Origin of the sequence: Enterobacter sp. BNK-34 (assembly GCF_048684445.1) — a bacterium.
GTDB lineage: Bacteria > Pseudomonadota > Gammaproteobacteria > Enterobacterales > Enterobacteriaceae > Enterobacter > Enterobacter pseudoroggenkampii.
The window spans coordinates 4,001,387-4,025,245 of the sequence record NZ_JBLQUA010000001.1 but is presented as its reverse complement, the minus strand read 5'-3'; the positions used below and the strand labels follow the sequence as shown (position 1 = coordinate 4,025,245).

Below are 23,859 nucleotides of genomic sequence, written 5' to 3'. Positions count from 1 at the left end.
ATGTGTAAATGGGGAACGTTGTGATGCATTGGTTTTTCTTTATTCTCTTTATGATTTGGACGCTAGCGCTTATCTGGAATGGAAAAGATTTATTTAACAAAAAGCAGTGGCTCCTTGCGGGGTTAATGTTCGTTCTGGTGTTAGTGGCTACGGTCGTCATTGGCTTTACGTTGAAATGGCTTGCTCAGTCAATGTCATTATTTTCCGTCGCAACGGCCAAGCATTATTCGATCATCTTATCCATGTCTTTCCTGTGTGTTTGGGGATTAAAGATCACAGTAGTGCTGCTCTGCACGTTATTTTCCGGGATTATGGGGGGGCACAAAAGATACAACGCGGAAAATTATGAAAAATTATCGTCTATGACACGTGCCGTGGCGCCTGGCTTACTTATCTTTGCTAAAAGCTTAATTACCCTCGGAAGCTTCCTTATGTTTTCGGGTTTATGGCTTAAGTAAGCGCGACGAGTGAGGTTGCATTATGGTTACTGAAAAACAATATTTTTTTCCTCTTGAGATAAAGGATCAGGAAAAAGAGATTCGGGAAAATTTCTGGAAATGTCTCTATACCTCTGCAGAAAAAGAGATGCTTCATTACTGGCTATTGTTACCCCAGAATGTTAAGCCAGCAGAGTTAAAGCCGATCACGTTTCAGGAGGTTGGGCTGACGAATATCGGACGATACATCGCCGATGACACCGGCCCCTATATTGAAGTCTGGGCTGCATATGAACACTGTCAGTGGGAGATGAATGCGTCAGACTGGCTTATCAATAAGCTCGATTTAATGGGTGAGAAAGTACTGAGCCAAAGGATAATTACTCATCCTTCAGGAAGCGGGAAGTTTGCGGATATCCTGTCCATTAAAACGATGCCATCGGGTGATGAGGTCGTTTCACGATATACGGTGCAGAAGGATTATAATCCTGTAAATGGTGGGGGAAATTACTTCCTTTTGAAAACGGCTTGTGCGTCGAAGGATTACAACACGATTGCCGATACTATTTTCCTGATTGCTATCAACTGGGATTTACTGCATCGCAGCAATTTGATGCTTTCAGAACTGTTGAAAACAGTCAGCCTTAGCAACAAAAATGACAGTGGATTTAAAATTCCGGATTCATGGCTGGTGAATACGCTGGATGATAATCGTCTGGTAATTGAACACACAATAGGTAACGTCAACCATGGAGTGATTAATTTCTGTCTTTTCCGTCAGGCTGATTATCCCGCTGCGCAGGCTATTTTCGATGAAGCAACTGCGCGCTTTAACCGCCACGATAGTGCAGTCTCTCTTACGACATCGGACATTGCCAGCATCCCAAATGATATCAATCCCACGTTTACAGGCGATCTTTATAGCTGTACGGGAGAGGTAGTCAGTGCTGCTGAGAATATCAGGGCTTATTACGATATGCGTATCTTTAAAATTAATGATTTGTGGTGTTACGTTGAGGTGGTTGGGCCTCATCGTAATCATCAGGATTATTATTACGAAGCCAATAAACGATGCATGGAAATCATTCTTTCTACGTTTCGCATAGAAAAACGATGAGCTGACAAAGTTAATTCATGACCATCTAAATAAAACCACAGAAATGTGGTTTTATTTTTGTTTCACAGAAACAATATCATAACCGCCTTCGTTCTGAGAATTAGTTAACTTCAGGCACTGAGAACAGATCATCGTGGAATAAAAAATCATGCTCAGCTGAACTATCGTTCAGCTCGCGGGAGTGGATATTCTGTTCTGAAAACTGACATCCCGCTATGTTAACGGCACGCCAGGGCAGTATTTGAGGTGACTCATGAGTAAAGAAAATCACACCGCGCTGGATTATATCAATGATGCTATTGACGCAATTAATCATCGATTAGAAGAAAATCCTACATTTCCTTTATATGTTATGGCAAAGAATCAGTTGGACTATATTAAGTCTATTCTAACGGGGTCTGAGAAAGATAAAAGTAAATTGCACAAATTAAATCTTGGAGTGCTTGCGTCAAAAGAGTTTGATACAACCGATGCAGAACTTGCTCAGCATTTGTCCAATGTTAATTATATAGCTTCGCAAATGGGAAAAGGATTGAAGTTTATTCTCCCTCATGAGCAAGACGTTGAGTATTTGAAAAGGCAAAGACGGTATCGCAAGTGGTAAACAACGTTTGATTAAAGGGTGCGGGATGATAGATCTTTACAGCGAAGATTCAGTAATTAATCATTATGCCGATCGTTATCATCACTACATGCCAGTTAATGTTCGTAAGGTAATAAGAAGCAGCATTGATGATTCAAATTACTCTCATGTATGGGATGAAACATTACCTTTAATCACAAATGAAGATGTTTCACGCGATAAAGCACTTGGGGCGTTAGTGGGTTTGGCTGTTGGCGATGCAGTTGGCACTACTCTTGAATTTAAACGCAGAGATAGTGAACATGTAGTGGATATGATTGGTGGCGGGCCCTTTGAATTAAAACCCGGTGAATGGACAGATGATACGTCTATGGCATTATGTCTGGCAGAAACTTATCTTTCAGAAAACAGAATGCATACCGATGTACTTAGAAAATATCTCCTGAAATGGTATCTCAATGGGGAGAACAGCAGTAATGGTCGTTGTTTTGATATCGGTAAAACGACGCGATTCGCGCTTGAACAGTATATGCTTGTCGGACCTTCCTGGTATGGTAATACAGAAAAGCACACGGCTGGTAATGCTGGGGTTATTCGTCAAGCTCCGGTGTCTATCTTCCGTCGGAAATCGCTGCGTGCGATTTACTTCGAATCCCAGGCTCAGAGTCGAGCAACTCATGGTGCAGTAGAGTCAATTAATGCATGCCAATTCCTCGGATTAGTATTGCACTATTTAATTAACGGTTATCAAAAAGACGAAGCTTTTTCGCCTCATGTTTTCCCATTATGCGCGCGTGTAATGATCATAAACGCGGGTGAGTATAAGCAGAAAACTCGCGATCAGATTCGTTCAAGTGGTTATGTTATCGATACGCTTGAGGCCGCGATGTGGTCCGTATGGAATACTGACAATTTCCGTGATGCGATTCTGCTGGCTGCCAATCTTGCCGATGATGCTGACAGCGTCGCGGCGACGGCGGGACAAATAGCGGGGGCGTTGTATGGTTATTCCGCTATCCCGCAGGACTGGAAAGATAAACTCGTACAACACGAACGTATTGCCACAATGGCGGGTAAACTATTCGATAGAGCGCCTGAGGATAATTTTTTATAGTTAGAATTACCAAGGGTAAGCGAGGGCATATGATGACTTGCGATCAGGTATGGAATTTTTAGTTAACTGAATCTACTGCAATGAATGAAATGACAATGTTTGGTTACGTTGATAGAGCATTAACTTTAGCACAGAAAAGATATGCAGACGTCAAGAATCGTGATCCCCAATCCCCGCTGTTGCAAATGTACGACTCTATTGTACAACAATTATTATTTCTACGGGATTTAATCGAAGGCAAGGAAAAGGATAGAGCGAAATTATGGGATATGACGTTCGGTATGTATGCAGGGAAGGAGTTTGATCATTCTGATGAGTTGTTTTTTGAAAGGTTGTCAGATGCCTGGTTTATTGTGGATCAAATCCGCCGAGGGTTAAAGGTTAGGCTGCCGCATGAGGTCGATACCAACTATAATAAAAAGAAACAAAACCTCATGAAGAAATTCCCTGATGAATTTTAGTATTTCATATGAATAATATTTTTTATTATGGGTGAAAGGTGATTGACTTACATGCTGATTTAAATGCCTTGTTAAAATATGTTGATAGATATCGTAAATACTTACCCATTAGCAGACCTTCAGTCCAGCGAAGGATGCAGTATACGTATGATAATAAGCCATTAGAATCATCCTCAAATAGTGATGTACAAAAACAATGGGATTTAACACCACCATGTAATATCTCACTAGCGCAATCACGGGATCGTGCGGTAGGTACGCTTATTGGTCTTGCTGTTGGAGATGCTGTAGGTACGACGCTCGAATTTTTACCTCGTGACAAAGCACACGTCAAAGATATGACAGGTGGTGGGCCATTTCGGCTTCGTGCCGGCGAATGGACGGATGATACATCCATGGCGTTATGTCTTGCGGAAACACTCCTTGAGAAGGGTGATGCTGATACTATATGCTTCAGGAATAAGCTTCTGGAATGGTATCAGCATGGTTATAACAGTTCAAATGGCGTCTGTTTTGATATAGGCAATACAACTCGGTTTGCTTTAGAACAATATTTAATAGTTGGTCCTGGGTGGAACGGTAATACTTCGCCAGAAACTGCAGGTAATGCTTCCATTATCAGACAAGCACCTGTCTCTATTTTTTTTAGAAAATCATTAAGCAAAGCGTTTTATGAAGCTAAAAAACAATGTATCGCAACACACGGTGCCGCGGAAGCAATAAATAGCACGCAGTATTTAAGTTTTTTGCTTGTGCATATGATTAACGGTAGCAATAAAGATTTTGTTTTTACACCACACGTTATGCCGCTTCAGCCACGTGTAATGATCATTAACGCGGGTGAGTATAAGCAAAAAACTCGCGATCAGATTCGTTCAAGCGGTTACGTTATCGATACGCTTGAGGCCGCGATGTGGTCCGTATGGAAAACGGATAATTTCCGTGATGCCATTCTGCTGGCAGCCAACCTTGCCGATGATGCTGACAGCGTTGCGGCGACGGCGGGACAAATAGCGGGAGCATTATATGGTTATTCCGCTATTCCGCAGGAGTGGAAAAATAAACTCGTACAACATGAACGTATCGCCAAAATGGCTGGTGAATTGTTCGATAGAGCCCCTGAAGACACTTTCTTGTAACTGTTTATCTCGATGAAAATTCAGGAAAAGTTGTTTTTTTTGTGGCATGGGAAGTCAAACTTACAGCTACTCATTATCAAACCAGCAGCGTTTACGCTTTGCGTATTGAAATGAGTTAACTTCTGGCACTGAGATTAGTCCATAGTGGAATAAAGATTATGCTCAACCGAATTACCGTTCAGCTCCCGGTGGAGGGGCTTCTGTTCTGGAAACTGACGGGCCGCGAGGCGATGTCCGAGTCGTTCGCGCTGACGCTGACCGTGCTCGGCACGGACGCGCGCATTGACCGCAGTAAGCTGCTGGGCCAGCCGGTCACGGTGACCATCCCGACGCAGAGCCTGCTGACGTCCCGCTATATTAACGGCAAGATTACCCGCGTGGCGGTCAGCGCCGTTGAGCTGACGGGCACCCGCTATGCGGTGTACCAGCTGACGGTGGAGCCTGACCTGTGGCCGATGAAGCGCGACCGTAACCTGCGTATTTTCCAGGGGCAGACGGTGCCGCAGATTGTGAAAACCCTGCTCGGTGAGCATCAGGTCAACGCTGAGGACAAACTCACCGGCAGCTACCGGGTGTGGGACTACTGCGTGCAGTATCAGGAGTCGAGCCTGGACTTCATCAGCCGCCTGATGGAGCTGGAGGGGATTGCGTATCACTTCCGCCATGAGGCGGACAAGCACACCCTGGTGCTCACCGACGCCGCCACGCAGTACCAGCCGTTCAGCGGCTATGAGGTCATTCCGTATCACCAGACGCCGTCAGGCGGCAGTACGGATGAAGAGGGCATCAGCCAGTGGGCGCTGGAGGACAGCGTGACTCCGGGGATTTACAGCCTCGACGACTATGACTTCCGCAAGCCGAACGCGTGGCTGTTCCAGGCCCAGCAGAACCCGGCGTCGCCGAAGCCGGGCAGCATCGACGTGTACGACTGGCCGGGTCGCTTTGTGGACAAGGGGCACGGGGAGTTCTATGCCCGCATCCGTCAGGAGCGCTGGCAGGTGGAGCACCAGCAGATTCAGGCCACCGCGACGGCGGCGGGGATTGCGCCCGGGCACACCTTCACCTTAACCAACGCGCCGTTCTTCAGCGACAACGGTGAGTATCTGGTGACGGCGGCGGGTTACCACCTCGAAGAGAACCGCTATGCCAGCGGCGAGGGGGAGACCATTCACCGGACCGATTTCACGGTCATCCCGTCGGCGGTGGTGTACCGTCCGGCGCAGAGCACGGCGTGGCCGCGCACCTACGGCCCGCAGACGGCGAAAGTGGTGGGGCCGAACGGGGAGAGTATCTGGACGGACAAATACGGTCGGGTGAAGGTGAAGTTCCACTGGGACCGTCTGGCGAAGGGCGATGACACCAGCTCCTGCTGGGTGCGCGTGTCGAGCGCGTGGGCGGGCCAGGGCTACGGCGGGGTGCAAATCCCGCGCGTCGGCGATGAGGTGGTGGTGGACTTTATCAACGGCGACCCGGACCGTCCGATCATTACCGGGCGCGTGTACAACGACGCGAGCATGCCGCCGTGGGCGCTGCCGGCTGCGGCCACGCAGATGGGCTTTATGAGCCGCACGAAAGACGGTTCCGTGGACAACGCCAACGCCCTGCGGTTTGAGGATAAAGCGGGTGCAGAGCAGGTGTGGATCCAGGCCGAGCGTAACATGGACACCAGCGTTAAAAATGATGAAACGCACAGCGTCGGCGGCGAGCGCAGCCATTACGTGAAGAAAAATGAACTGCATCGCGTGGAAGCGAATCAGACTCAGGCCGTGAAAGGTGGCACCGAGATCCTGACGGGGAAAGGCAAGCTGGATGCGGCGGTGGAGCAGTACGTCATTGCTTCCGGGACGAAGCTGCGGCTGGTCTCCGGTGAGAGTGCCATTGAGCTGAATGCTAACGGCAAGATTAACCTCATCGGCAAAGAGTTTAACTTCTTCGTGGAAGGGGATGGGTATATCACCACGGGCGGTAAGCTGCATCTGAATACCTCTGGTACAAAACCGGGCACCACGGCGCCGGGATCGGGGCATAAAGGGGATATTGATGCGGCGGTGCAGGCGAAATTTACGGCCAAAGATGAGTAAAGCAGGTGCGGTGCTTATCGCGTTACTAACGACGGGAATGGCTGGAGGAGATGCGCAGAAAAAGGATCTTTGGATGTTTATTTCCGGGATGAGTGCATCGCTTAAGACGTTATCCGTTACAACCCTTAGTAACGCGCCGTTATCGTTTAAGATGACCAGGCAAAATGAATATATCAATTTCTACAATGCCGACGATATCAAACTCGCTGATGGAACGAACATAACCGCAATTGGGTTACGTTTAAGCAAACAAAACGACGGCATGGCGCCTTTACTGAATTTTTCACCTTCCTCAGGTCAATGCATAACGCTTGATACCGTTAAAAAGCGTTATCCGCAGCTGAGGTTAACTGATTATCCGCGCGGCCGTTCGGAGAACGAAGTGACCAGCTATACAGCCCGAAAAGATATGAATGGACAAAAAGTGAGCTTCAGTTTCACCGTGAAAAATCCTCACTGTCTGGGTTCAGTCGTCATTAGCGCCGACTAAGAAATACTGCACTCATGTCCTGACGGTTTCTTCAGGGTGATAATGGCCATACACATTCAATAAATGACGATTAACGTGAAAAAACACACGCCGATATTTCTTTGTTCCGTCCTGATGTTTACCTGTCTCGGCAGCAATGTGGTTTTGGCTCAGGTGATGCCTCCCGTTCTGACAAAACGGGATTTTTCTGTGCAGATCAAAGACCAGCCTGTCGCCCTGGGCGACAGATGGACGTCTGATATTGCCCGTAAAATTGACGTGCCGGTGGAAGGCAGTTTTACCGGTGAGGTTCCTTTTGATGGAGTCCAATATAAATTCTTTCAGCATCAAAACGCTGGAGTAGAAATATTCACTTCCAACCTCTGGTGGGATAAAGCGGAAAGAAGCGTTGATGATTATATCGTGTCTCAAATTACACTGACTGCCGAAGACTTCGCAACGCCGCGCGGTGTCCATGTGGGTTCAACGAGAAAGGAACTGAACAGCGCATACGGTACCGGTCAGGTCGAAAATGATGCCGGGGAGCAGTGGATTACCTACGAATTGGATAAAAAACTGCTCTCTTTTGAGATAAAAGGCGACAACGTTATAAAAATAACGATGAATTACAACAATGATTCTCAAGAATAATTTATGACCAAAAAATATGTTGCAGCCGTATTGTTCACGGCTTTATTGACAGGCGCAGTTGAAACGTCATCTGCGTTAGAGTTATCGCAATACAATAACCTCAATACGGTCAGACGCATCGTTAACGACAGCGAAGTGACAGACAATCTCAGGAAGACGTTGGGAGATCATTACCAGACCTTTATTGATAACTTTGATGTCTTCGGCGAACCGCATACCACCCCAGGTGGAGGATTGTTTGTTGAGGGCTGGCTAAAAGATCTTTATCTGGAGAACGCATCCGCGCTGGTCATCAATCCTGACGGCAAAATCTTTGCGGCCTGGGTGGTTCCAGAATCAAACGTTATCCATTACCAGTCATCTGATAATAGTCAGGCCATTAATGCCGATATTCAGCAATGGGCCGCCAGATTCAATACGATGCAGTTTGCAAAAAGCAGCCAATCAGGACTCGCGTTTGACGGGGAGTGGGCTGGTGAATTCGAGAACGACTCGACGTTAACCCTGCGGCTAGCTGAATCTGGCAACCGTATCACCGGGTCTTATTGCTATGTCTCCCGGAGAGGAAATCGCATCGATTGCCCGGAAGATGATGAGCATAATCTTAGCGGTACGATCGCGGGAAACCGTGCGGACGTTGAGTTCAATTCATCGTTTGGCGGCGCAGGCGGACGGGCTGTTCTGGAACTAAAGGGGAGTGAAATGGAATGGCGTTTAGTTACTCCTCCTCAAAAAGGAAATGATTTTGCTCCGCTGCGTTATACGTTACGTAAAGCCGCTTCGGTTCAAAACGCGGAAACCAGAAAACTGGACACCGAAAAGTTCACTATCTCTCTGATAAACAAGTGCGGGCGTTTCGAGGGTGAATGTGACCAGATGGTTTATCTCGGCGTGCGCAAAAGCGATAACAGTACGATCTCCTTAAAGGGAAAAACGTTACACGACCCCGCAGGTAAAATAATCGGCTCAACGTACAAGAATGGCGAGATCGCTTATACCGTCACGTATGCACCCGTGAAATTGGTTGTCAGCAAAGGCAGCCATGTTTTAGTCGAACAGTCAGGCCAGTGGCTTAAATAACCATAGCCAGCCAAAAGGCCAGCATCGATTGGCCTTCTTGTTTCTCTCAATATTAAGCATCCCGAGTTCACTTATGAAATACACCCTCCAGGAAGGCTCGTTTTCCCTTTTTCCTGCTGCCTGGCAGGATAACAGTATGAACATTATTCGCGATGACGAAAGCGGGCTGTCCGTAGTGGTCAGCCGCGGTGTGATTCCCGATGGCAGCGACTACAAACAAGAGTTTCACCGCCAGTGGGATGTGTTGCGTCCTCAGATGGGTGAGATCGCCCAGAGCGAATTCCGGGACGTAAAAGCCGGGCCTGACGGAAAGATTAGCGGGCTGGAAGTTGAAACCACGTTTGACCGTAACGGGCAACGCCTGTGGCAAAAACAGCTGGCCGTGCAGACGCCGGGCAAACCGGTATTGATGATTTTTACCCTCTCGGCACTCAGAGCCTTTACCGAAGAGGACGAGGTGCGCTGGAGCGCGCTTAAGCAGAGCCTGACGCTAAACGACAACCGGAATGTGTAAGGCATGAGCGATAACAACGCGGCCCGTAAGGGCGACGAGATTATTCACTCTAGCATTTTTGCTGACATCACCAGCATTGTGGCGGAAGGTGCTGCCTATGCGGTGATCGGCGCGGCGGTGGGGCTGGCGGCTACGGCCGCCGCGCCACTCCTCGGTGCCGGAGCCGCCGCAGCAGGCGTGGCGGCAGTTGGATCGAGCTGTCTGTTAAGCGGGATTATCGGTGGCGTGCTGGCGAACGTGGCGGGGATCACCGACGATATCAGCAACTCCGCGGAAGGGTTAGGCAATGCGCTCTTCCCGCCGTCGCCTGCGGGTAAAATTACCACCGGCTCGAACAACGTTCTGACCAACGCAATCCCCGCAGCCCGTGCGGCAGGGACGCTGACGCCCGCCGATACACCGTCCCCTGAGCCGCAGTCGCCGGGCAGCTTTGCCGATTACGCGGGCATGCTGCTTTCCGCCGCCGGACAGTTTGGCAGCGAAATGTGGCAGCCGAGCGTGGCCTCTGCCGCCGCGGGGACCTCGCCGCTGGAAGAAGACAAGGTGGCGTGTGAAAAGCACTCCGGGCCGCAGTATCTGGCGGAAGGTTCTAAAAGCGTCTTCATCAACGGACAGCCCGCGGTGCGTGCGAAAGATCGCACCACCTGCGAAGGCACCGTGTCCGACGACGTCTCCCCGAACGTGATCATCGGCGGGGACACGCTCACGGTTCGCGATATCAAAAGCGGTAAAACGCCGGGTCTGGCGCTGGGGATGATTGCGCTCTCCCTGCTGCGCGGGCGTCCGGGCAAGCTCCTGAAAAACATGCCCTGCGCGCTGGCGGCGGCCGGCGGCGGGATGCTGGCGGATATGGCCGTCAACGCCGTGTTTGGCTCCTCGCACCCGGTCCACGCCGCCACCGGCGTGAAGGTGCTGAACGACGACGATGAGCTCGACTTCTCGCTGCCGGGGCGCTTCCCGCTTCGCTGGCAGCGCAGCTACAACAGCCTGACGACCCGCGAAGGGCTGTTTGGTCTGGGCTGGGCAACGACTTTTGACAGCTATCTGACGCTGGAAGATAACAATGCGACCTGGTTCGATGAAACCGGGCGCGAGCTGAGCTTTGAACTGCCGCCTGTCGACCGTGCGTTTTACAGCATCAGCGAAGGCATCATTATCCGCCGCAATGAGAACGGCGACGTGGCGATTGCCGACGATGACGGTGCAGTGTGGCGTCTGTACAAACCGACCCGCATCAATCCTTCTATCCTGCGTCTGGCCTCCCTTAGCGATGAATACGGCAACGCGCTGCTGACGGCGTGGGACGAGCACGGCAGGCTGGTTGGTATCCATGATGAGCCGCGGGCGATAGACGTCACCCTGCGCTATGAAGATGAGCGCTTCCCGCTGCGCGTGACCTCGGCCAGCCATTTCGACGGCAACCAAACCTGGCCGCTGATGCAGTGGGGCTACGACGCGAGCGGCCAGCTGGCGAGCGCGACGGATGCCTCCGGCGTGGTGACGCGTGAATACCGTTATAACGAGCAAGGGCTGATGGTCTGGCACTGCCTGCCGGGCGGTCTGGAGAGCGAATACCGCTGGCAAAAATTCGACCACTGGCGCGTGGTGGAAAACCGCACCAGCACCGGCGATGGCTGCCGCTTTAGCTATGATTTAGCCGCCGGGCTGACGACCGTCGAGCACTACGATGGTCAGACGCGCCGCCACTACTGGAACGCGAAGAATCTGATTGTCCGCTACGTTGACGAGCGCGGTGAAAACTGGCGCTACGAGTGGGATGATAACGAGCTTCTCACGCGTCGCATCGATCCGCTCGGCAACGCCGTCACCTTCGTCTACGACGAGATGGGCAACCGGGTGCAGGAGACCGATGCCGACGGCAATACCCGCACCACCACCTGGCTGGAGCACCGCGCGCTTCCCGCGGCTATTATCGAAGCCGACGGCAGCGCCACCCGGTTCTGGTACGACGAACACCACGGGCTGAAGCGCGTGGTGGATCCGATGGGGCAGACTACGCAGCTGCGCCGGGACGCGTTCGGCCTGGTCGTGGAAGAGGTCGATGCCGCAGGCAACAGCCGCTACCAGGAGTACAACGAGGCCGGGCAGATCGTTCGTGCGACGGACTGTTCCGGGCGAATTACCCGCTATCGCTATCATCCGCTGGGCTGGCTGGTGGCCGAGACTGGCGCCGACGGTGAAGAGACGCGCTACCGCTACGACGCCGCAGGGCGTCCGGTGCAGCTCGATCGCCCGGAAGGCTGGACGGAATCGCTCAAATGGAACGAACGTGGCCTGCCGGTGAAGCATGCGGGCGCCGACGGGAAAGAGAGCGAGTTCAGATATGACGAGGCGGGGCGCTTAACCGCCACCCGTAATACGCAGGGTGAAGAGGTGCGCCGCCGCTGGGACAGCCGCGGGCGTCTGATTGCCCTGGAAAACGAGAACGGCGAAGCGTATCAGTTCCGCTGGGGGCCAGACTCGCTGCTGCTGGAAGAGGTGGGGCTCGATGGCGTAGCCTCGCAGTATCGCTATGATGCCTGCGGGCGCACGATTGCGCGCACCTTTGCCGCCGGTCATCCGGAGGCTATCACCCACGCCTTCGCCTGGAGCGCGAGCGGTCAGCTGGTCGCCCGCACCACGCCGGAAGGGCAGACACGCTACCACTACACGCCGTCCGGGCTGTTAAGCCGGATTGGGCTGCATCCTGCGCTTTCAGCCGACGCGTGGAGCACCGAGGCAGAGCAGGAGCTCGTCTTTGAGTATGATGCGCTCGGTCGCGTGACGCGCGAGGCGGGCGAGCACGGCGAGCTGGCGTGGGAGTATGACGCACTGGGCAACCGCACCTCCGTCACGCTGCCCGATGGCCGCGAGCTGAAGCAGTTCTACTACGGCAGCGGACATCTGCTCAGCATTGCTCTCGATAAGCTGTCGGTCTCCGATTTTACTCGCGACGAACTCCACCGTGAGACCAGCCGCACCCAGGGGCTGTTGACCACCCGCAGCGAGTACGACCGCCTCGGCCGACTGCACCGCCGGGACGTCTTTACCGGCAATGCGCAGCGCCCGTCGCCGCGCCGCTGGTCCCGCCGCTGGGATTACGACTACCGTAATAACCTGGTGCGCGAAGAGCGGGACGATAACCCGTTCAGCTGGTACCGCTGGCAGTACGACAGCGCCGGGCGCCTGCTCGTTCAGGACGGCACGCTGCCCGGCCAGGAGCAGTGGCGCTGGGATGCTGCCGGTAACCCGCTCGAAGGATCTGCTGAGAAGGTCACGTACAACCGCCTGACGCAGCTGAACGGCATTCGCTGGCGTTATGATATCCACGGCCGCACCGTGGAGAAGGATAACGGCCAGACCCGCTGGCACTACCGCTACGACGGCGAACATCGCCTGACGGAAGTCATCAGCCAGCCGCGGGATCGCAATAAACCTCAGACGCAGGTCAGCTTCCGCTACGATCCGCTCGGGCGACGCATCAGCAAAACGCGACGCCAGATGCTGGGCGGACAGCCAACCGGCAAGCCGGTCACCACCCGGTTTGTCTGGGAAGGGTTCCGCCTGCTGCAGGAGGTGCACGGGGATGTGCCGCTGACCTACATTTACAGCGATCAGGACAGCTACGATCCGCTGGCGCGCATTGACGGCGTTGATGCCCCTGAGATCTTCTGGTTCCACTGCCAGCCCAACGGCACGCCGGAGCGGATGACGGATATCGAAGGGCAGGTGCGCTGGGAAGGGGTGAACAGCGCCTGGGGCAAGCTGCTGCGGGAAAGCGAGACGCAGATATCAGGATATTCTCAGAACCTGCGCATGCAGGGGCAATACCTGGACCGTGAGACAGGGCTGCACTACAATCTGTTCCGGTATTACGACCCGGACTGCGGAAGGTTTACGCAGCAGGACCCGATAGGGCTGGCGGGGGGGATAAACCTTTACCAGTATGCGCCGAATGCGCTGGGGTGGGTGGATCCGTGGGGGTTAAGCCGATGCAATACAGGGAAAAAACCAGGGCCGCAACTTCCTGGAGGAATTGCAGAAACATTTGATAAAAGCGTTTATAAAAACAGGCAGCTGAAAAGAGACGAGACTTTTTATAAATATCATGGTGTAAATAATAGAACAGGAAGAAAAATTTCTTGGCTGACAAATGAAAAATACAATTCCGAGGAGGTTTTGCGAGAAAAGCTAGCTATTCGCCATGATTGGGGTGTTAATATTACTAATGTATCAGAGTTTAGAGTTCCTAAAGGAACGTGGGTGAGTGAAGGTCCTGCTGCAGCTCAAGGGGCAGGATATCCTGGGATGGGATACCAGGCTGTGGTATCAAATCTTCCAAGAGCATGGGTGGTTAAAACTTTAAGGGTTCCCTGGTAATGAAATTGAATAACTTAAAAAATGCACTTGAAAAAATAATTTTTGAACTTAATGCCAATGGTAAACATGAATCGGTAAATTTTTTTCAAACTCGTTATGAACAGATAATAATTTTTGGAGACAAAATTCCATTTGAAATAATTGAAAGTCTGTCAACATGCAGAGCTATGGCTCAATACGCAAACTTTTCCCTCAGGGAAGAAAAACTTTTAGATGATGTTGTTAATTACGCACTTGATATTAAAAAAATGATGCCCTGATATTAAGCAAAGAGAAGGATTGATTTTTGCGAGGTTATAATTAAGCAGCGTCTGTTTTTGAAGTGCTCACTCAAACAACAAAAACCAGATGATTTTTAATAAAAGAACACTATTGGCTGGCTTAATATATTAAAATCAAAGCCCGGGTCACGCAACTGAACGGTATTCGCTGGCGCTATGACATCCACGGCCGTACCGTAGAGAAGGATAACGGCCAGATCCGGCACTACCGGTACGATGGCGAACACCGCCTGGGGCAAGCTGTTGCGGGAGAGCGAGACGCAGGGATCAGGATATTCTCAGAACCTGCGGATGCAGGGGCAATACCTGGACCGTGAGACAGGACTGCACGACAATCTGTTCCGGTATTACGACCCGGACTGCGGACGGTTTACGCAGCAGGACCCGATAGGGCTGGCGGGGGGGATAAACCTTTACCAGTATGCGCCGAATGCGCTGGGGTGGGTGGATCCGTGGGGGTTGAGCCGTAAATGTAAGGATCCATCTAAAGAAGCTACGAGATGGCAAGGTCAAGGTGATTACAAAGTATAGATGTCTACAAAAACAGGAAACTGAAAAAAGGCACGATTCTGTATGCATTATATCCAAACGGTGATACTCCTCCATCATATGCAGTGACTTATCCAACCGTTAGGCAAAATAAAGGAAATGCTATAGGCTACCATGAAGCACTTCAGGTTAAAATAGATCCTCATCGTACATTAAGAACGCAAGTTAGAGCTTATTATGTAAGTGAGGATATTGATGTAGCATATGGAAGAGCATTGGCTAATGAGATATATGGTCGAGGGGGGGGGCAATTCTTTATCCCTGAGGAATTTAGAAATCTTTTGATACCGGGGAAGGTCATTAGCATATGATTAATTTTAAAATTAACGTGGTAAATGGTAAGGTTGAGTTAGACAATAAATGTGTTTTAATACAAAGGGAGGAGGAATTTATAACTTCTGATCTTTACAAATATCTTGAATCAGAAAATAAAATGCAGAAATTAATTCCCCATCATTATACAGTTAATACCGTTCTTTGGTCGGGAAAGGAATTCGAGATTATAATACAACCATTATGCTTCAGTAATTTGCCATTTACGGTGCAATTAATTTATAAAGAGGGAGGGTATTATAAGGCAATAAATGATTGGAATAAGGTTTCTAACATTGATATGCTAAATAAAGAAGTCGAATTTTTATATCAATGGGTGTCGGGTGAATATGATCTTGGCAAACCAGATGAAAAAGAAAAACATAGTATAATGTGGCACTTGGAATGGGGTGATATAACTATTTTCTATGATATTAAATCATTTAATTGCGGTATTTATTTAACGTGGAATTAACTATTAAATAAGGTTGTCATATTGTGCTGATAACCCGCTTGAAGGTTCCGCTGATAAGGTCACGCACAACCGCCTGACGCAGCTGAACGGCATTCGCTGGCGTTATGACATCCACGGCCGCACCGTGGAGAAGGATAACGGCCAGACCCGCTGGCACTACCGCTACGACGGCGAACACCGCCTGACGGAAGTCATCAGCCAGCCGCGGGATCGCAACAAACCGCAGACGCAGGTCAGCTTCCGCTACGATCCGCTCGGTCGCCGCATCAGCAAAACGCGCCGCCAGATGCTGGGCGGACAGCCAACCGGTTTGTCTGGGAAGGGTTCCGGCTGCTGCAGGAAGTGCACGGGGATGTGCCGCTGACCTACGTTTACAGCGATCAGGACAGCTACGACCCGCTGGCGCGTATTGACGGCGTTGATGCCCCGGAGATTTTCTGGTTCCACTTCCAGCCGAACGGCACGCCGGAGCGAATTCTGCTCACCATGTTATACCCGTTGAGGTGTGGAAAGAGGAGCAATCATTCTTCAATAATATTGGCATCGGAAAAGACATGAACTCTGCGTTTAATGGTATTAATTTTCCAGGTAGCGCATCAGCGATGAAACAAGATGCAGGGAAAGGTATGGATATCTTCCATAGCAGTAATTATCATAACTATAGTGACATTCTCCGTCGGCGCATTGCTCGTGTTGAGTAACGATATATTTCTGGAAGATTAGATGCTAAAGGGGCGAGGATAGCTATAAGGCGGATCCAGATTGATATGAAGAATAAAATTTGGATGGGTCATGTTCCCACAAAAAAAATCAGGGGAATGAATTAATGTCCTATTATGTGATCATGAATGACTTTGAATCATCACGCATGCCAAGAAATTTACAGGGCATGGTTGATGAAAGATTACAGGTTAATGAAAACTGGGAAATAGAAGGCTCTGCCTTTCCCTTCCCTTATCGAATAACAGACGATGCATGCCCAGACCATATTTATTTGTTGTGCAATAAAAATGTTGGGGCTTTGAAATTTGACTATTATAAAAAAGACTTTGGACACTTGATGGATAAGTCTTTATTTTCGATTTTTGAAAATTATAAGCACAATGTTTTTTTTGGCCGAGATATTACACCAGTTTCGATTGGGAATGGTCAAGTTCTTCGGGATGATTTTAAATATGCATATTTTCCAGGCGGCGATGTTATAGATAAGGATAAATCTATTCTCGAAGAGGATAAGTTCGGAGATACCATACCTTTTAAAATTGAATTCAAGGATGATGCGCTAGAAAATGATATACTTTCGTTGAACGACACATTGTTAGGTGGTTTTATCATTGTTAAACAAGAGGTCAAGGAAGTTATAAACAGTAAAGGATTCCGGGGGTTGAAACTTGTTCCACTGGAAAATGCTTTAGACGTTTTTTGTGAAGATTATTTCTACGAAATACACTCAAATCGTAAAAGAAAGGGCAATAAACTACCTTAATATTGAAGGGTGTCGTGCCATTATTGATTCTTTGTTTTTCTTTTTTAATGGCGCGAAGAAGTTCTTTGGATTATGAGTACATTTTTCAACTATGGATATGGTAATTTTAAGCGTAGCCAATAATGATAACTCTTAAAGAGGAATAATGCATATAAAAAATACTATCCAAGACTTTGTCAAGAAATTCAAAATGAATGATTTAAATATGGGAGAGATAGACTATGCAGACGATGAAAATAAAACTTCTTTTCCTGTAAATTTAAATGGTGAAATTCGATTTTTTTATAGCCATTTGATTTTAAATGACCACCCAACATTTGATGGTGCATTCATTATACAGATTGTTGAGCCCCAAGAGCTTAATAAAATGTTATCAGGCTGGCGAGTTCAAAATGACACGACCTGGCGCGATGAATATATAATCTTTGCTGAACGAAATGGAGATGTTCTTTTTTGTGATACCCAAAATATCACATCTCCTGTTTATGGTAGTATTCAAAAAAGAAATTTCATTATTTCCAATTCGTTAGCCGACTTTTTGGATGCTTTTTGTTCTGCCATTGAGATCGAACAAAGTAAATATGATGGTGATGCTACAGATGATGATTTTAATTTCAGAGAGGACTTTCTGGAAGATATCGATTTAATGCTAAAAAGCAAGCTTAAGGATGTTGAGGCGGAAGGTTTTAAGCAATTCTTTTTTGGCTAGGTTAATAATAAAAACTAACACTTTTAGAACCCTCCTTACTTCTGACAACATTTTTCGCTTAAAACCACTTTTATATAGGCAAGGAGGTCTCTTTTCGATTGATAATGAATAAGCATATGAAAAACGGTTTCGATAAATTTGATGAAAAAGTTACATCTCTTGTAGAAAAAGGAAACGAGTTCCATTTAAATGGGCCTCACCTAGTGAAGTTGCTGATCAGATGTGGAAAATGACAACAAAAACAGATGGTAAGTCGATTATTTTCAAATTGGGTGATGGAATAAAAAAGTACTGGAGTAATATTGTTATGAATACTAAAGGAATAAATACTAGAGACGATTTTATTAAATTTCTTGAGAATTTATCTTCAAATGCCAGAAATGATCTAAGTGAGTGGGAGAGCAAAGACTTACCCTCATATTTTGAATCGATGGCATCTTGGGTTGAAGATATGGATGGATATTATTTAAATCAAAAATTACCTGTTCCAGAAAATGTTAACTGGACATTTATTGCAGATATTTTAATGGCTGCAAGAGTTTATGAATAATATTCAATAATAATTGGCCGGGAAGAGCATCAAATCTTCCCGGCGTTTTATTATTTAACGTGTTAAAAAGTATGATGGCGTCCGAATCGTTCCGATGACCCGATAGGTTTTAATGGCGGTATAAATACTTACGTTTACGCCACTAATCCGTTGAATTGGGTTGATCCATTAGGATTGAAAGCGAAGTGTGCACCGACTCGATAAAATGACCATAACCAGGCGGCATTTGGTAGGCAGTGGCAAGGAAGAGGGATTTATCAAGGCCGTTATTCTTGGTCAAACACAATGCTTAAAGAAGGTGATATTGTTTATGGTGGAGCACCTGGGCAGTCAGGATTTTATTTCGACAAAGCCACTTTAGAAGCTGCTAGTGGTAGTCGACAAAAATTATGGGAAAGTTTACAAGTTCTACCTCATGAAAAATATGGGTTTAGAAGTAAGATTCAGATGTATAGAGTCAAACGAGATGCTATTGCTGGTACGGGACAAGCTTTGTCACCAGATACTGAAATGTTAGGAAGCGGTGGCGGTACCCAATTCTTCCTTTCGAATTATAAAAAAGTTCTGGAACCTATTGGTCTTCCATTTGATATTGGGATGTGAAAATGAATTTTGACGCAGAAACTGGTGTTCTTAAATTTAATAAAAGGGTTCTATTAGGACCAAGAGTTACTAAGACAGAGTTGTTTAATAATACAAATGTAAGGTGGGAGGGGTGGCCTGAAAAAAAAGACAATAAAACAGTCTCATACAGAACTATCCTTAAAGGTGACCATGAGTTCGGAGATATATATCTAATAATTGACTTCTTGGTTCCCAATGATCCTAACTCAATAATTCGTAGTTGGCGCTTCGCCCCAGAAAAATTATTGATGGGAAAACAGAATAGACCCGAAGGGAAAGTCACCCGATGTTTAAGGGAATGGTTCAAAACTAAATCTACTATTGTTCTTCCTGTATCAAGGGAGTGGGGACATGTTGATGCTGCTTATGACCCTCATAACCTAACAGGAACAATTCTCTGCCACTATTGCTTAGACCCTCATGAATTGTAAGTGGAGAACTGGTAAAATATATGATTCAATTGAAGTTACTTATATGACTATATCATAGTGTTTCCAATATAAATTGGACAGTTGCCATCCTAAACGAGAAAATAAAAAGGTATAAGCCATTTTGTTGACATAGATGTTACTGGCCTGGATGTAATTGAACCCCGGAAAAATACATTCTTTATCTTAAACACAAAAGATCTTGATGTCTCCGAAAGAATTGTTAAAAGTGCGAGGAGTTGTGGTTGATGTGAAAAAATACTATAAAGGTAACGTTGATTTTATTGCAGGTGAAGGAATTATTCTCAATGAATTCATAGGGGAGGTGGCCACACGACAAATAAATATTATAGATGGCGATTGTTATGCATCTTCCTCTTTGCTAGATAAAAACGAGAAAGTTGGTTTTCTGCTGTATGATGGTAAAAAAAGCGATCTGGACTTAAGTGATACTGAAGAAATTTCGAATGAGGAATTTGAAACTTTCTGGAAAACATCAACGAGTTCATTGCAAGAAAAAAAACAAATAAAGCTCTTGTCTGGAAATGCTGTGGAACCTTTGAAAAAATCCATAGTTATTGCTCACATTGTGAATAATAAAGGGAAATGGGGTAAAGGCTTTGTTCTGTCTCTTTCAAATAAATATCCTTCTGCAAAGGAATACTATCTCAATAGCTTCAATGGAAATAACACCCCAGAATTAGGTACGGTTGATTTTGTCTTGGTTGATGCTAAAGAACAGATATTTATTGCTAATATGTATGCACAAGATGGTATTAAGAAAAATGTCAATGACAAAAATCAATACGTATGTTATGCATCCCTGGAAGTTTGTCTTGAAAAGTTATCTGACTTTGCTTTAGTAAATCGCCTTTCAGTACAAATGCCAAGAATAGGCGCTGGCCTCGGTGGAGGTGATTGGGATGTTATAGAGTCATTGATACTTAAAAAGATTTGCTATAAGATGATCGATTGCAATGTAATAATTTTATAATATAAAAAGATAATTTAATAATGCATTTTATTGAATTCGATTGTTGCTTAGAAAAGGATTTTTAATTAAAAGGACAGGCGCTTGAGTATGAAAATATCTATAACAAATACTATTGAAAAAGGAAACGAGTTACACGACAGCCAAAAATACGCCGAGGCTTTAGAACAATACCAAAAGGCCTGGCAAGCTCTTCCTGAACCAAAGTCCGAATCAGAATTTGCCAACTGGATCTCTGCATGCATGTACAGCGCATATTTTGATCTTGCGGATTACGTTGAGGCAAAGAAATGGGGAGAGACGGCTTTACGGACACGTGGATCGGATATAGACACTGCACCGTTAATCGACTTGGGTATGGTCTGTTACGAGTTGAATCAATTCAATGAAGCGTATAAATATTTTAACGATGCTTATAACTACGGCAAAGAGCGTGCTTTTCAGGATAGACCTAAAAAATATCTTGAGTTCTATCTGCGTAAGAAGGCGTAAGAACAGTAATTTATACCATTCAAAACAAATCAAACGTTAAACAAGAAGTTCATTACGTCGCCATCTTTAACGATGTAATCTTTATCGATGGGACAACTTTACCGGCAATGCCCAGCGCCCGTCGCCGCGCCGCTGGTCCCGCCGCCTGGAGTACGATTATCGCAATAACCTGGTGCGGGAAGAACGGGACGATAACCCGTTTAACTGGAACCGCTGGCAGTACGACAGCGCCGGGGCCTGCTCGCTCAGGACGGCTCGCTGCCCGGTCAGGAGCAGTGGCACTGGGATGCGGCTGGTAACCCGTTAGAGGGCGCTGGAAAGAAGACTGCCCATAACCGGGTCACGCAACTGAACGGTATTCAGTGGCGTTATGACATCCACGGCCGTACCGTAGAGAAGGATAACGGCCAGATCCGCTAGCACTACCGGTACGACGGCGAACACCGCCTGGGGCAAGCTGCTGCGGGAGAGCGAGACGCAGGGATCAGGATATTCCCAGAACGAGCGGATGCAGGGGCAACACCTGCATTGTGAGAGAGTTGCACGACAATCTGTTCAGGTATTACGACCCGGACTGCGGACGGTTTACGCATCAGGACCCGATAGGGCTGGCGGGGGGATAAATCTTTACCAGTATGCGCCGAATGCGCTGGGGGGATCCTATAGGTTTAACCGCTTGCAAAAATGGAAGCCCTAAACGGTCAGTGAGAAACATGTCATTTGCTGACTGGATTAAAAGAAAGGCAAAAGGTGGGAATAATACCCATGTGTATTTAGGATTTAGAATCACTGAAGAAGGCTAAATCGCGGTCATGCACGGAGCATAGAATAAGCAGTTATTCACAATAATTCCCATTTTGAAAATTCTATCAATAGCATAAGTCCTACAAGAAAGTTATACTCGGATGCTGTTTTGTGGGGTGGAAACTGGCTTAAAAACAATGGGTTTAATGTAAAATGGCCGACAGACTTACAGTAGTGTCAGGAAATGAAAAGCAAAAAAAGTGGCCAAAAGAAGGCGATGTTTTTTACTTCCAGTTAAATGATGATCGATTAGGCTATGGTATGGTCGCCCTGGGTAAAATAGATGTCGGCCCATTCAAAAATACTATAGTTATATATATATATGACTATTTTACTTCTTCGCTTCAAGAAGATGCTGTATTGGCAAAAGATAATTTTCTATTGCCACCAATTATTACTGATAATTCATGTTGGAAAAACGGTTCTTTCGTAACGTTTAAAACTATCGAAACGAGCGAAGTGGATATTTTACCACAGCATTATTTTAAAAATCCTGTCAGAAATAAAATATATGATCAGCATGGAGTGCCAATTGAATCGCCGACTGAGAATATACCAGTCGGTGAAGAGTCGATTCAATTCTATAAAAGCATTATAAAATCTATAGAAAGCTTTGTTAACTAATAGGCTAGACCGGGGAGGTATTTCCGGCCTTTGCTTACGCAATGAGAAAAATCATAAGCATACAAACAGATACTACCACTTTAGTTATTTATGATTTGATATCATTAAAGCATAGAATAAATGGAGACGTAGATTGGTGGAGTCTTCCAGAAGATGAAGTAGAAGAGGTAAATAAAGGGAATGTATTATTTCTCAATCTTGGGGATGATGGCGCCTATAAAGTCAATATTAAAAAAACTTACCTAAAAACATGTTTAGAATGAGTGACGGAAAACACTTCCAGAAAGCGAACAGACAATTATATTATAAAATGAATAATGACCCATCATATAGAGCTTCCCTTGAGGAAAAATTCCCGGGCATATTTGAAAAGGTTTCACCAGGTAAGCGTGGCGCGCTCCTAAGAACAGCTCCAACAGGTTCTGGTTGGGAAACAACTAGGCATCATCATGAGCGAGTTGGTGGGTTGTTACAATTGGTTGATTGGCCAGATCATAACTCAAGGCATCTGGATTATGACCCGAAAGGATATGGTGGAAGAAAAACTTGGGGGGGCTCGATGCAGATAATTGTGAGGGTATAATGAATACATATACATCTATAGATGAATTAATAGCAAGTCTTTCTCAGTTAGAGCCTGGTGAATGGATTTATACTAATATAAACACATGGGAAGCACGGCCTGAAGATACTCACTTCTTTTATATTTCTTGGGATTATATACAAAGTTTGGAGGATGACGAAATATACCTTGATGAAGAGGGTCTGGAAATGCCCTTAGCAGTAGAAACTTTTTCTTTGAAAGGATGGATGTTAGTCAGTTCTTTGAACTATATGGTGAAGAATAAAAATAGTGGAGGTCATGGGAATAAATGGTTTATCGATGAGGTGAATTATTATAGGGAAAATGACACATATAGAACATGATTTTAATAATGATGAGCAGTTCGCTTAATTAAGCAACCAATTCGAAATGCCTTGACAAAAGCCCACGCTCTGTCGTTTCTGGAATGCGGGGCGGAAAAGCTCCAATAGTGCATGATACACAGTGGAGCGGGAAAAATAGATCTTATGTCCTACACCAGAGAACCCCTATCCAACATGGAGGCGGTATTTATGATGATTGATAATCAAGTAATCGTTACAACAAAATATCACCTTGACATTCTAGATCGTGCTTATCATTTTTGAGGTATAATATGCAAAGACAAGTGCTTATCGAACTAATAAGGAAAATCCAACACAGCGAAGGGACAGAAGAAGAAGCTGATAATGACATCGACCTCCTTTGTAGAAGTGTCGCAGATCCTCAGGCAGCTAATTATATTTATTATGAAGAACTTAGCGCAGAAGAAATTGCGGATAAAATTATAAGTTATAAACCACTTCAATTATAAGTAGTATTCGGGGGGCGCAATGAGTCCCCCATATTGAAAAAAACCATCCCAAAGCTTGGTTTTTTTTCATTCAAAACAAATCAAACGTTAAACAAGAAGTTCATTACGTCG

General features: G+C 46.7%; 27 protein-coding genes and 4 pseudogenes. All 31 read left to right on the top strand.

The window, feature by feature from the left end:
- Positions 1 to 23: 23 nt before the first annotated feature.
- Entirely contained in the window at positions 24 to 458 is a 435-nt protein-coding gene (locus tag ACMGG5_RS19795) for a hypothetical protein (protein ID WP_073961692.1), read from the top strand.
- 22 nt (positions 459 to 480) lie between these two features.
- Positions 481 to 1,554: a hypothetical protein gene (locus ACMGG5_RS19790; RefSeq protein ID WP_048992419.1), complete on the top strand. Its 1,074-nt coding sequence runs from the start codon at positions 481 to 483 to the stop codon at positions 1,552 to 1,554.
- Between the two features lie 253 nt (positions 1,555 to 1,807).
- Entirely contained in the window at positions 1,808 to 2,158 is a 351-nt protein-coding gene (locus tag ACMGG5_RS19785; RefSeq protein ID WP_420278397.1) for an immunity protein Tsi6 family protein, read from the top strand.
- Between the two features lie 25 nt (positions 2,159 to 2,183).
- Positions 2,184 to 3,251 carry an ADP-ribosylarginine hydrolase Tri1 gene (tri1, locus tag ACMGG5_RS19780; RefSeq protein WP_420278396.1) on the top strand — a complete coding sequence of 356 codons (1,068 nt, stop codon included), beginning with the start codon at positions 2,184 to 2,186 and terminating at the stop codon, positions 3,249 to 3,251.
- Positions 3,252 to 3,331: 80 nt separating this feature from the next.
- Entirely contained in the window at positions 3,332 to 3,712 is a 381-nt protein-coding gene (locus ACMGG5_RS19775; RefSeq protein WP_022651396.1) for an immunity protein Tsi6 family protein, read from the top strand.
- 38 nt (positions 3,713 to 3,750) lie between these two features.
- On the top strand, positions 3,751 to 4,851 hold the full coding sequence (tri1, locus tag ACMGG5_RS19770) for an ADP-ribosylarginine hydrolase Tri1 (protein ID WP_420278395.1): 1,101 nt from the start codon (positions 3,751 to 3,753) through the stop codon (positions 4,849 to 4,851).
- Between the two features lie 158 nt (positions 4,852 to 5,009).
- Complete coding sequence (locus tag ACMGG5_RS19765) at positions 5,010 to 6,932, top strand: type VI secretion system Vgr family protein (protein ID WP_420278394.1); 1,923 nt, start codon at positions 5,010 to 5,012, stop codon at positions 6,930 to 6,932.
- A complete protein-coding gene (locus ACMGG5_RS19760; RefSeq protein WP_232057348.1) occupies positions 6,925 to 7,422 on the top strand; it encodes a hypothetical protein in 498 nt (165 codons plus the stop codon). The genes ACMGG5_RS19765 and ACMGG5_RS19760 overlap by 8 nt, the downstream gene beginning before the upstream one ends.
- Before the next feature lie 75 nt (positions 7,423 to 7,497).
- Complete coding sequence (locus tag ACMGG5_RS19755) at positions 7,498 to 8,052, top strand: hypothetical protein (protein WP_417927519.1); 555 nt, start codon at positions 7,498 to 7,500, stop codon at positions 8,050 to 8,052.
- A 3-nt stretch (positions 8,053 to 8,055) separates the two neighbouring features.
- On the top strand, positions 8,056 to 9,132 hold the full coding sequence (locus ACMGG5_RS19750; RefSeq protein WP_420278393.1) for a hypothetical protein: 1,077 nt from the start codon (positions 8,056 to 8,058) through the stop codon (positions 9,130 to 9,132).
- Between the two features lie 73 nt (positions 9,133 to 9,205).
- Complete coding sequence (locus tag ACMGG5_RS19745; RefSeq protein WP_420278392.1) at positions 9,206 to 9,646, top strand: DcrB-related protein; 441 nt, start codon at positions 9,206 to 9,208, stop codon at positions 9,644 to 9,646.
- 3 nt (positions 9,647 to 9,649) lie between these two features.
- Entirely contained in the window at positions 9,650 to 14,026 is a 4,377-nt protein-coding gene (locus ACMGG5_RS19740; RefSeq protein WP_420278391.1) for an RHS repeat-associated core domain-containing protein, read from the top strand.
- The gene (locus tag ACMGG5_RS19735) at positions 14,026 to 14,286 is read left to right on the top strand and encodes a hypothetical protein (protein WP_024907031.1); all 261 of its coding nucleotides are present in this window, start codon (positions 14,026 to 14,028) and stop codon (positions 14,284 to 14,286) included. The genes ACMGG5_RS19740 and ACMGG5_RS19735 overlap by 1 nt, the downstream gene beginning before the upstream one ends.
- A gap of 143 nt (positions 14,287 to 14,429) precedes the next feature.
- Positions 14,430 to 14,838 (top strand): annotated as a pseudogene (locus tag ACMGG5_RS19730) (RHS repeat-associated core domain-containing protein); the annotation flags it as partial.
- 325 nt (positions 14,839 to 15,163) lie between these two features.
- Positions 15,164 to 15,643, top strand: a complete 480-nt coding sequence (locus ACMGG5_RS19725; RefSeq protein ID WP_420278390.1) for a hypothetical protein — start codon at positions 15,164 to 15,166, stop codon at positions 15,641 to 15,643.
- Positions 15,644 to 15,668: 25 nt separating this feature from the next.
- A pseudogene (locus tag ACMGG5_RS19720) lies at positions 15,669 to 16,120 on the top strand (type IV secretion protein Rhs); the annotation flags it as partial.
- Between the two features lie 26 nt (positions 16,121 to 16,146).
- Entirely contained in the window at positions 16,147 to 16,344 is a 198-nt protein-coding gene (locus ACMGG5_RS19715) for a hypothetical protein (protein WP_071994455.1), read from the top strand.
- Between the two features lie 125 nt (positions 16,345 to 16,469).
- A complete protein-coding gene (locus ACMGG5_RS19710; protein ID WP_420278389.1) occupies positions 16,470 to 17,129 on the top strand; it encodes an Imm43 family immunity protein in 660 nt (219 codons plus the stop codon).
- Between the two features lie 190 nt (positions 17,130 to 17,319).
- Positions 17,320 to 17,838 (top strand): hypothetical protein, encoded by a 519-nt coding sequence (locus tag ACMGG5_RS19705; RefSeq protein ID WP_420278388.1) that lies wholly within the window; start codon positions 17,320 to 17,322, stop codon positions 17,836 to 17,838.
- A 229-nt stretch (positions 17,839 to 18,067) separates the two neighbouring features.
- Positions 18,068 to 18,388, top strand: a complete 321-nt coding sequence (locus tag ACMGG5_RS19700) for a DUF7660 family protein (protein ID WP_230581847.1) — start codon at positions 18,068 to 18,070, stop codon at positions 18,386 to 18,388.
- Between the two features lie 102 nt (positions 18,389 to 18,490).
- A complete protein-coding gene (locus ACMGG5_RS19695; RefSeq protein WP_080690917.1) occupies positions 18,491 to 18,592 on the top strand; it encodes a hypothetical protein in 102 nt (33 codons plus the stop codon).
- 81 nt (positions 18,593 to 18,673) lie between these two features.
- Positions 18,674 to 18,991 carry a hypothetical protein gene (locus ACMGG5_RS19690; protein WP_228117517.1) on the top strand — a complete coding sequence of 106 codons (318 nt, stop codon included), beginning with the start codon at positions 18,674 to 18,676 and terminating at the stop codon, positions 18,989 to 18,991.
- A gap of 2 nt (positions 18,992 to 18,993) precedes the next feature.
- Positions 18,994 to 19,443 (top strand): hypothetical protein, encoded by a 450-nt coding sequence (locus ACMGG5_RS19685; RefSeq protein WP_072050682.1) that lies wholly within the window; start codon positions 18,994 to 18,996, stop codon positions 19,441 to 19,443.
- A 202-nt stretch (positions 19,444 to 19,645) separates the two neighbouring features.
- On the top strand, positions 19,646 to 20,434 hold the full coding sequence (locus ACMGG5_RS19680; RefSeq protein WP_048991413.1) for an Appr-1-p processing protein: 789 nt from the start codon (positions 19,646 to 19,648) through the stop codon (positions 20,432 to 20,434).
- 87 nt (positions 20,435 to 20,521) lie between these two features.
- Positions 20,522 to 20,923 (top strand): hypothetical protein, encoded by a 402-nt coding sequence (locus ACMGG5_RS19675; RefSeq protein WP_024907040.1) that lies wholly within the window; start codon positions 20,522 to 20,524, stop codon positions 20,921 to 20,923.
- A gap of 79 nt (positions 20,924 to 21,002) precedes the next feature.
- Positions 21,003 to 21,578: pseudogene (locus ACMGG5_RS19670) on the top strand (RHS repeat domain-containing protein); the annotation flags it as partial.
- A 302-nt stretch (positions 21,579 to 21,880) separates the two neighbouring features.
- A complete protein-coding gene (locus ACMGG5_RS19665; RefSeq protein WP_420278387.1) occupies positions 21,881 to 22,351 on the top strand; it encodes an Imm26 family immunity protein in 471 nt (156 codons plus the stop codon).
- Positions 22,352 to 22,392: 41 nt separating this feature from the next.
- Positions 22,393 to 22,584, top strand: a pseudogene (locus ACMGG5_RS19660) (DUF6386 family protein); the annotation flags it as partial.
- Between the two features lie 349 nt (positions 22,585 to 22,933).
- A complete protein-coding gene (locus ACMGG5_RS19655; RefSeq protein WP_024907042.1) occupies positions 22,934 to 23,278 on the top strand; it encodes a hypothetical protein in 345 nt (114 codons plus the stop codon).
- An 83-nt stretch (positions 23,279 to 23,361) separates the two neighbouring features.
- Entirely contained in the window at positions 23,362 to 23,478 is a 117-nt protein-coding gene (locus ACMGG5_RS19650) for a hypothetical protein (RefSeq protein ID WP_350310066.1), read from the top strand.
- A 72-nt stretch (positions 23,479 to 23,550) separates the two neighbouring features.
- The gene (locus tag ACMGG5_RS19645; RefSeq protein WP_023292191.1) at positions 23,551 to 23,748 is read left to right on the top strand and encodes a hypothetical protein; all 198 of its coding nucleotides are present in this window, start codon (positions 23,551 to 23,553) and stop codon (positions 23,746 to 23,748) included.
- Positions 23,749 to 23,859 lie beyond the last annotated feature (111 nt).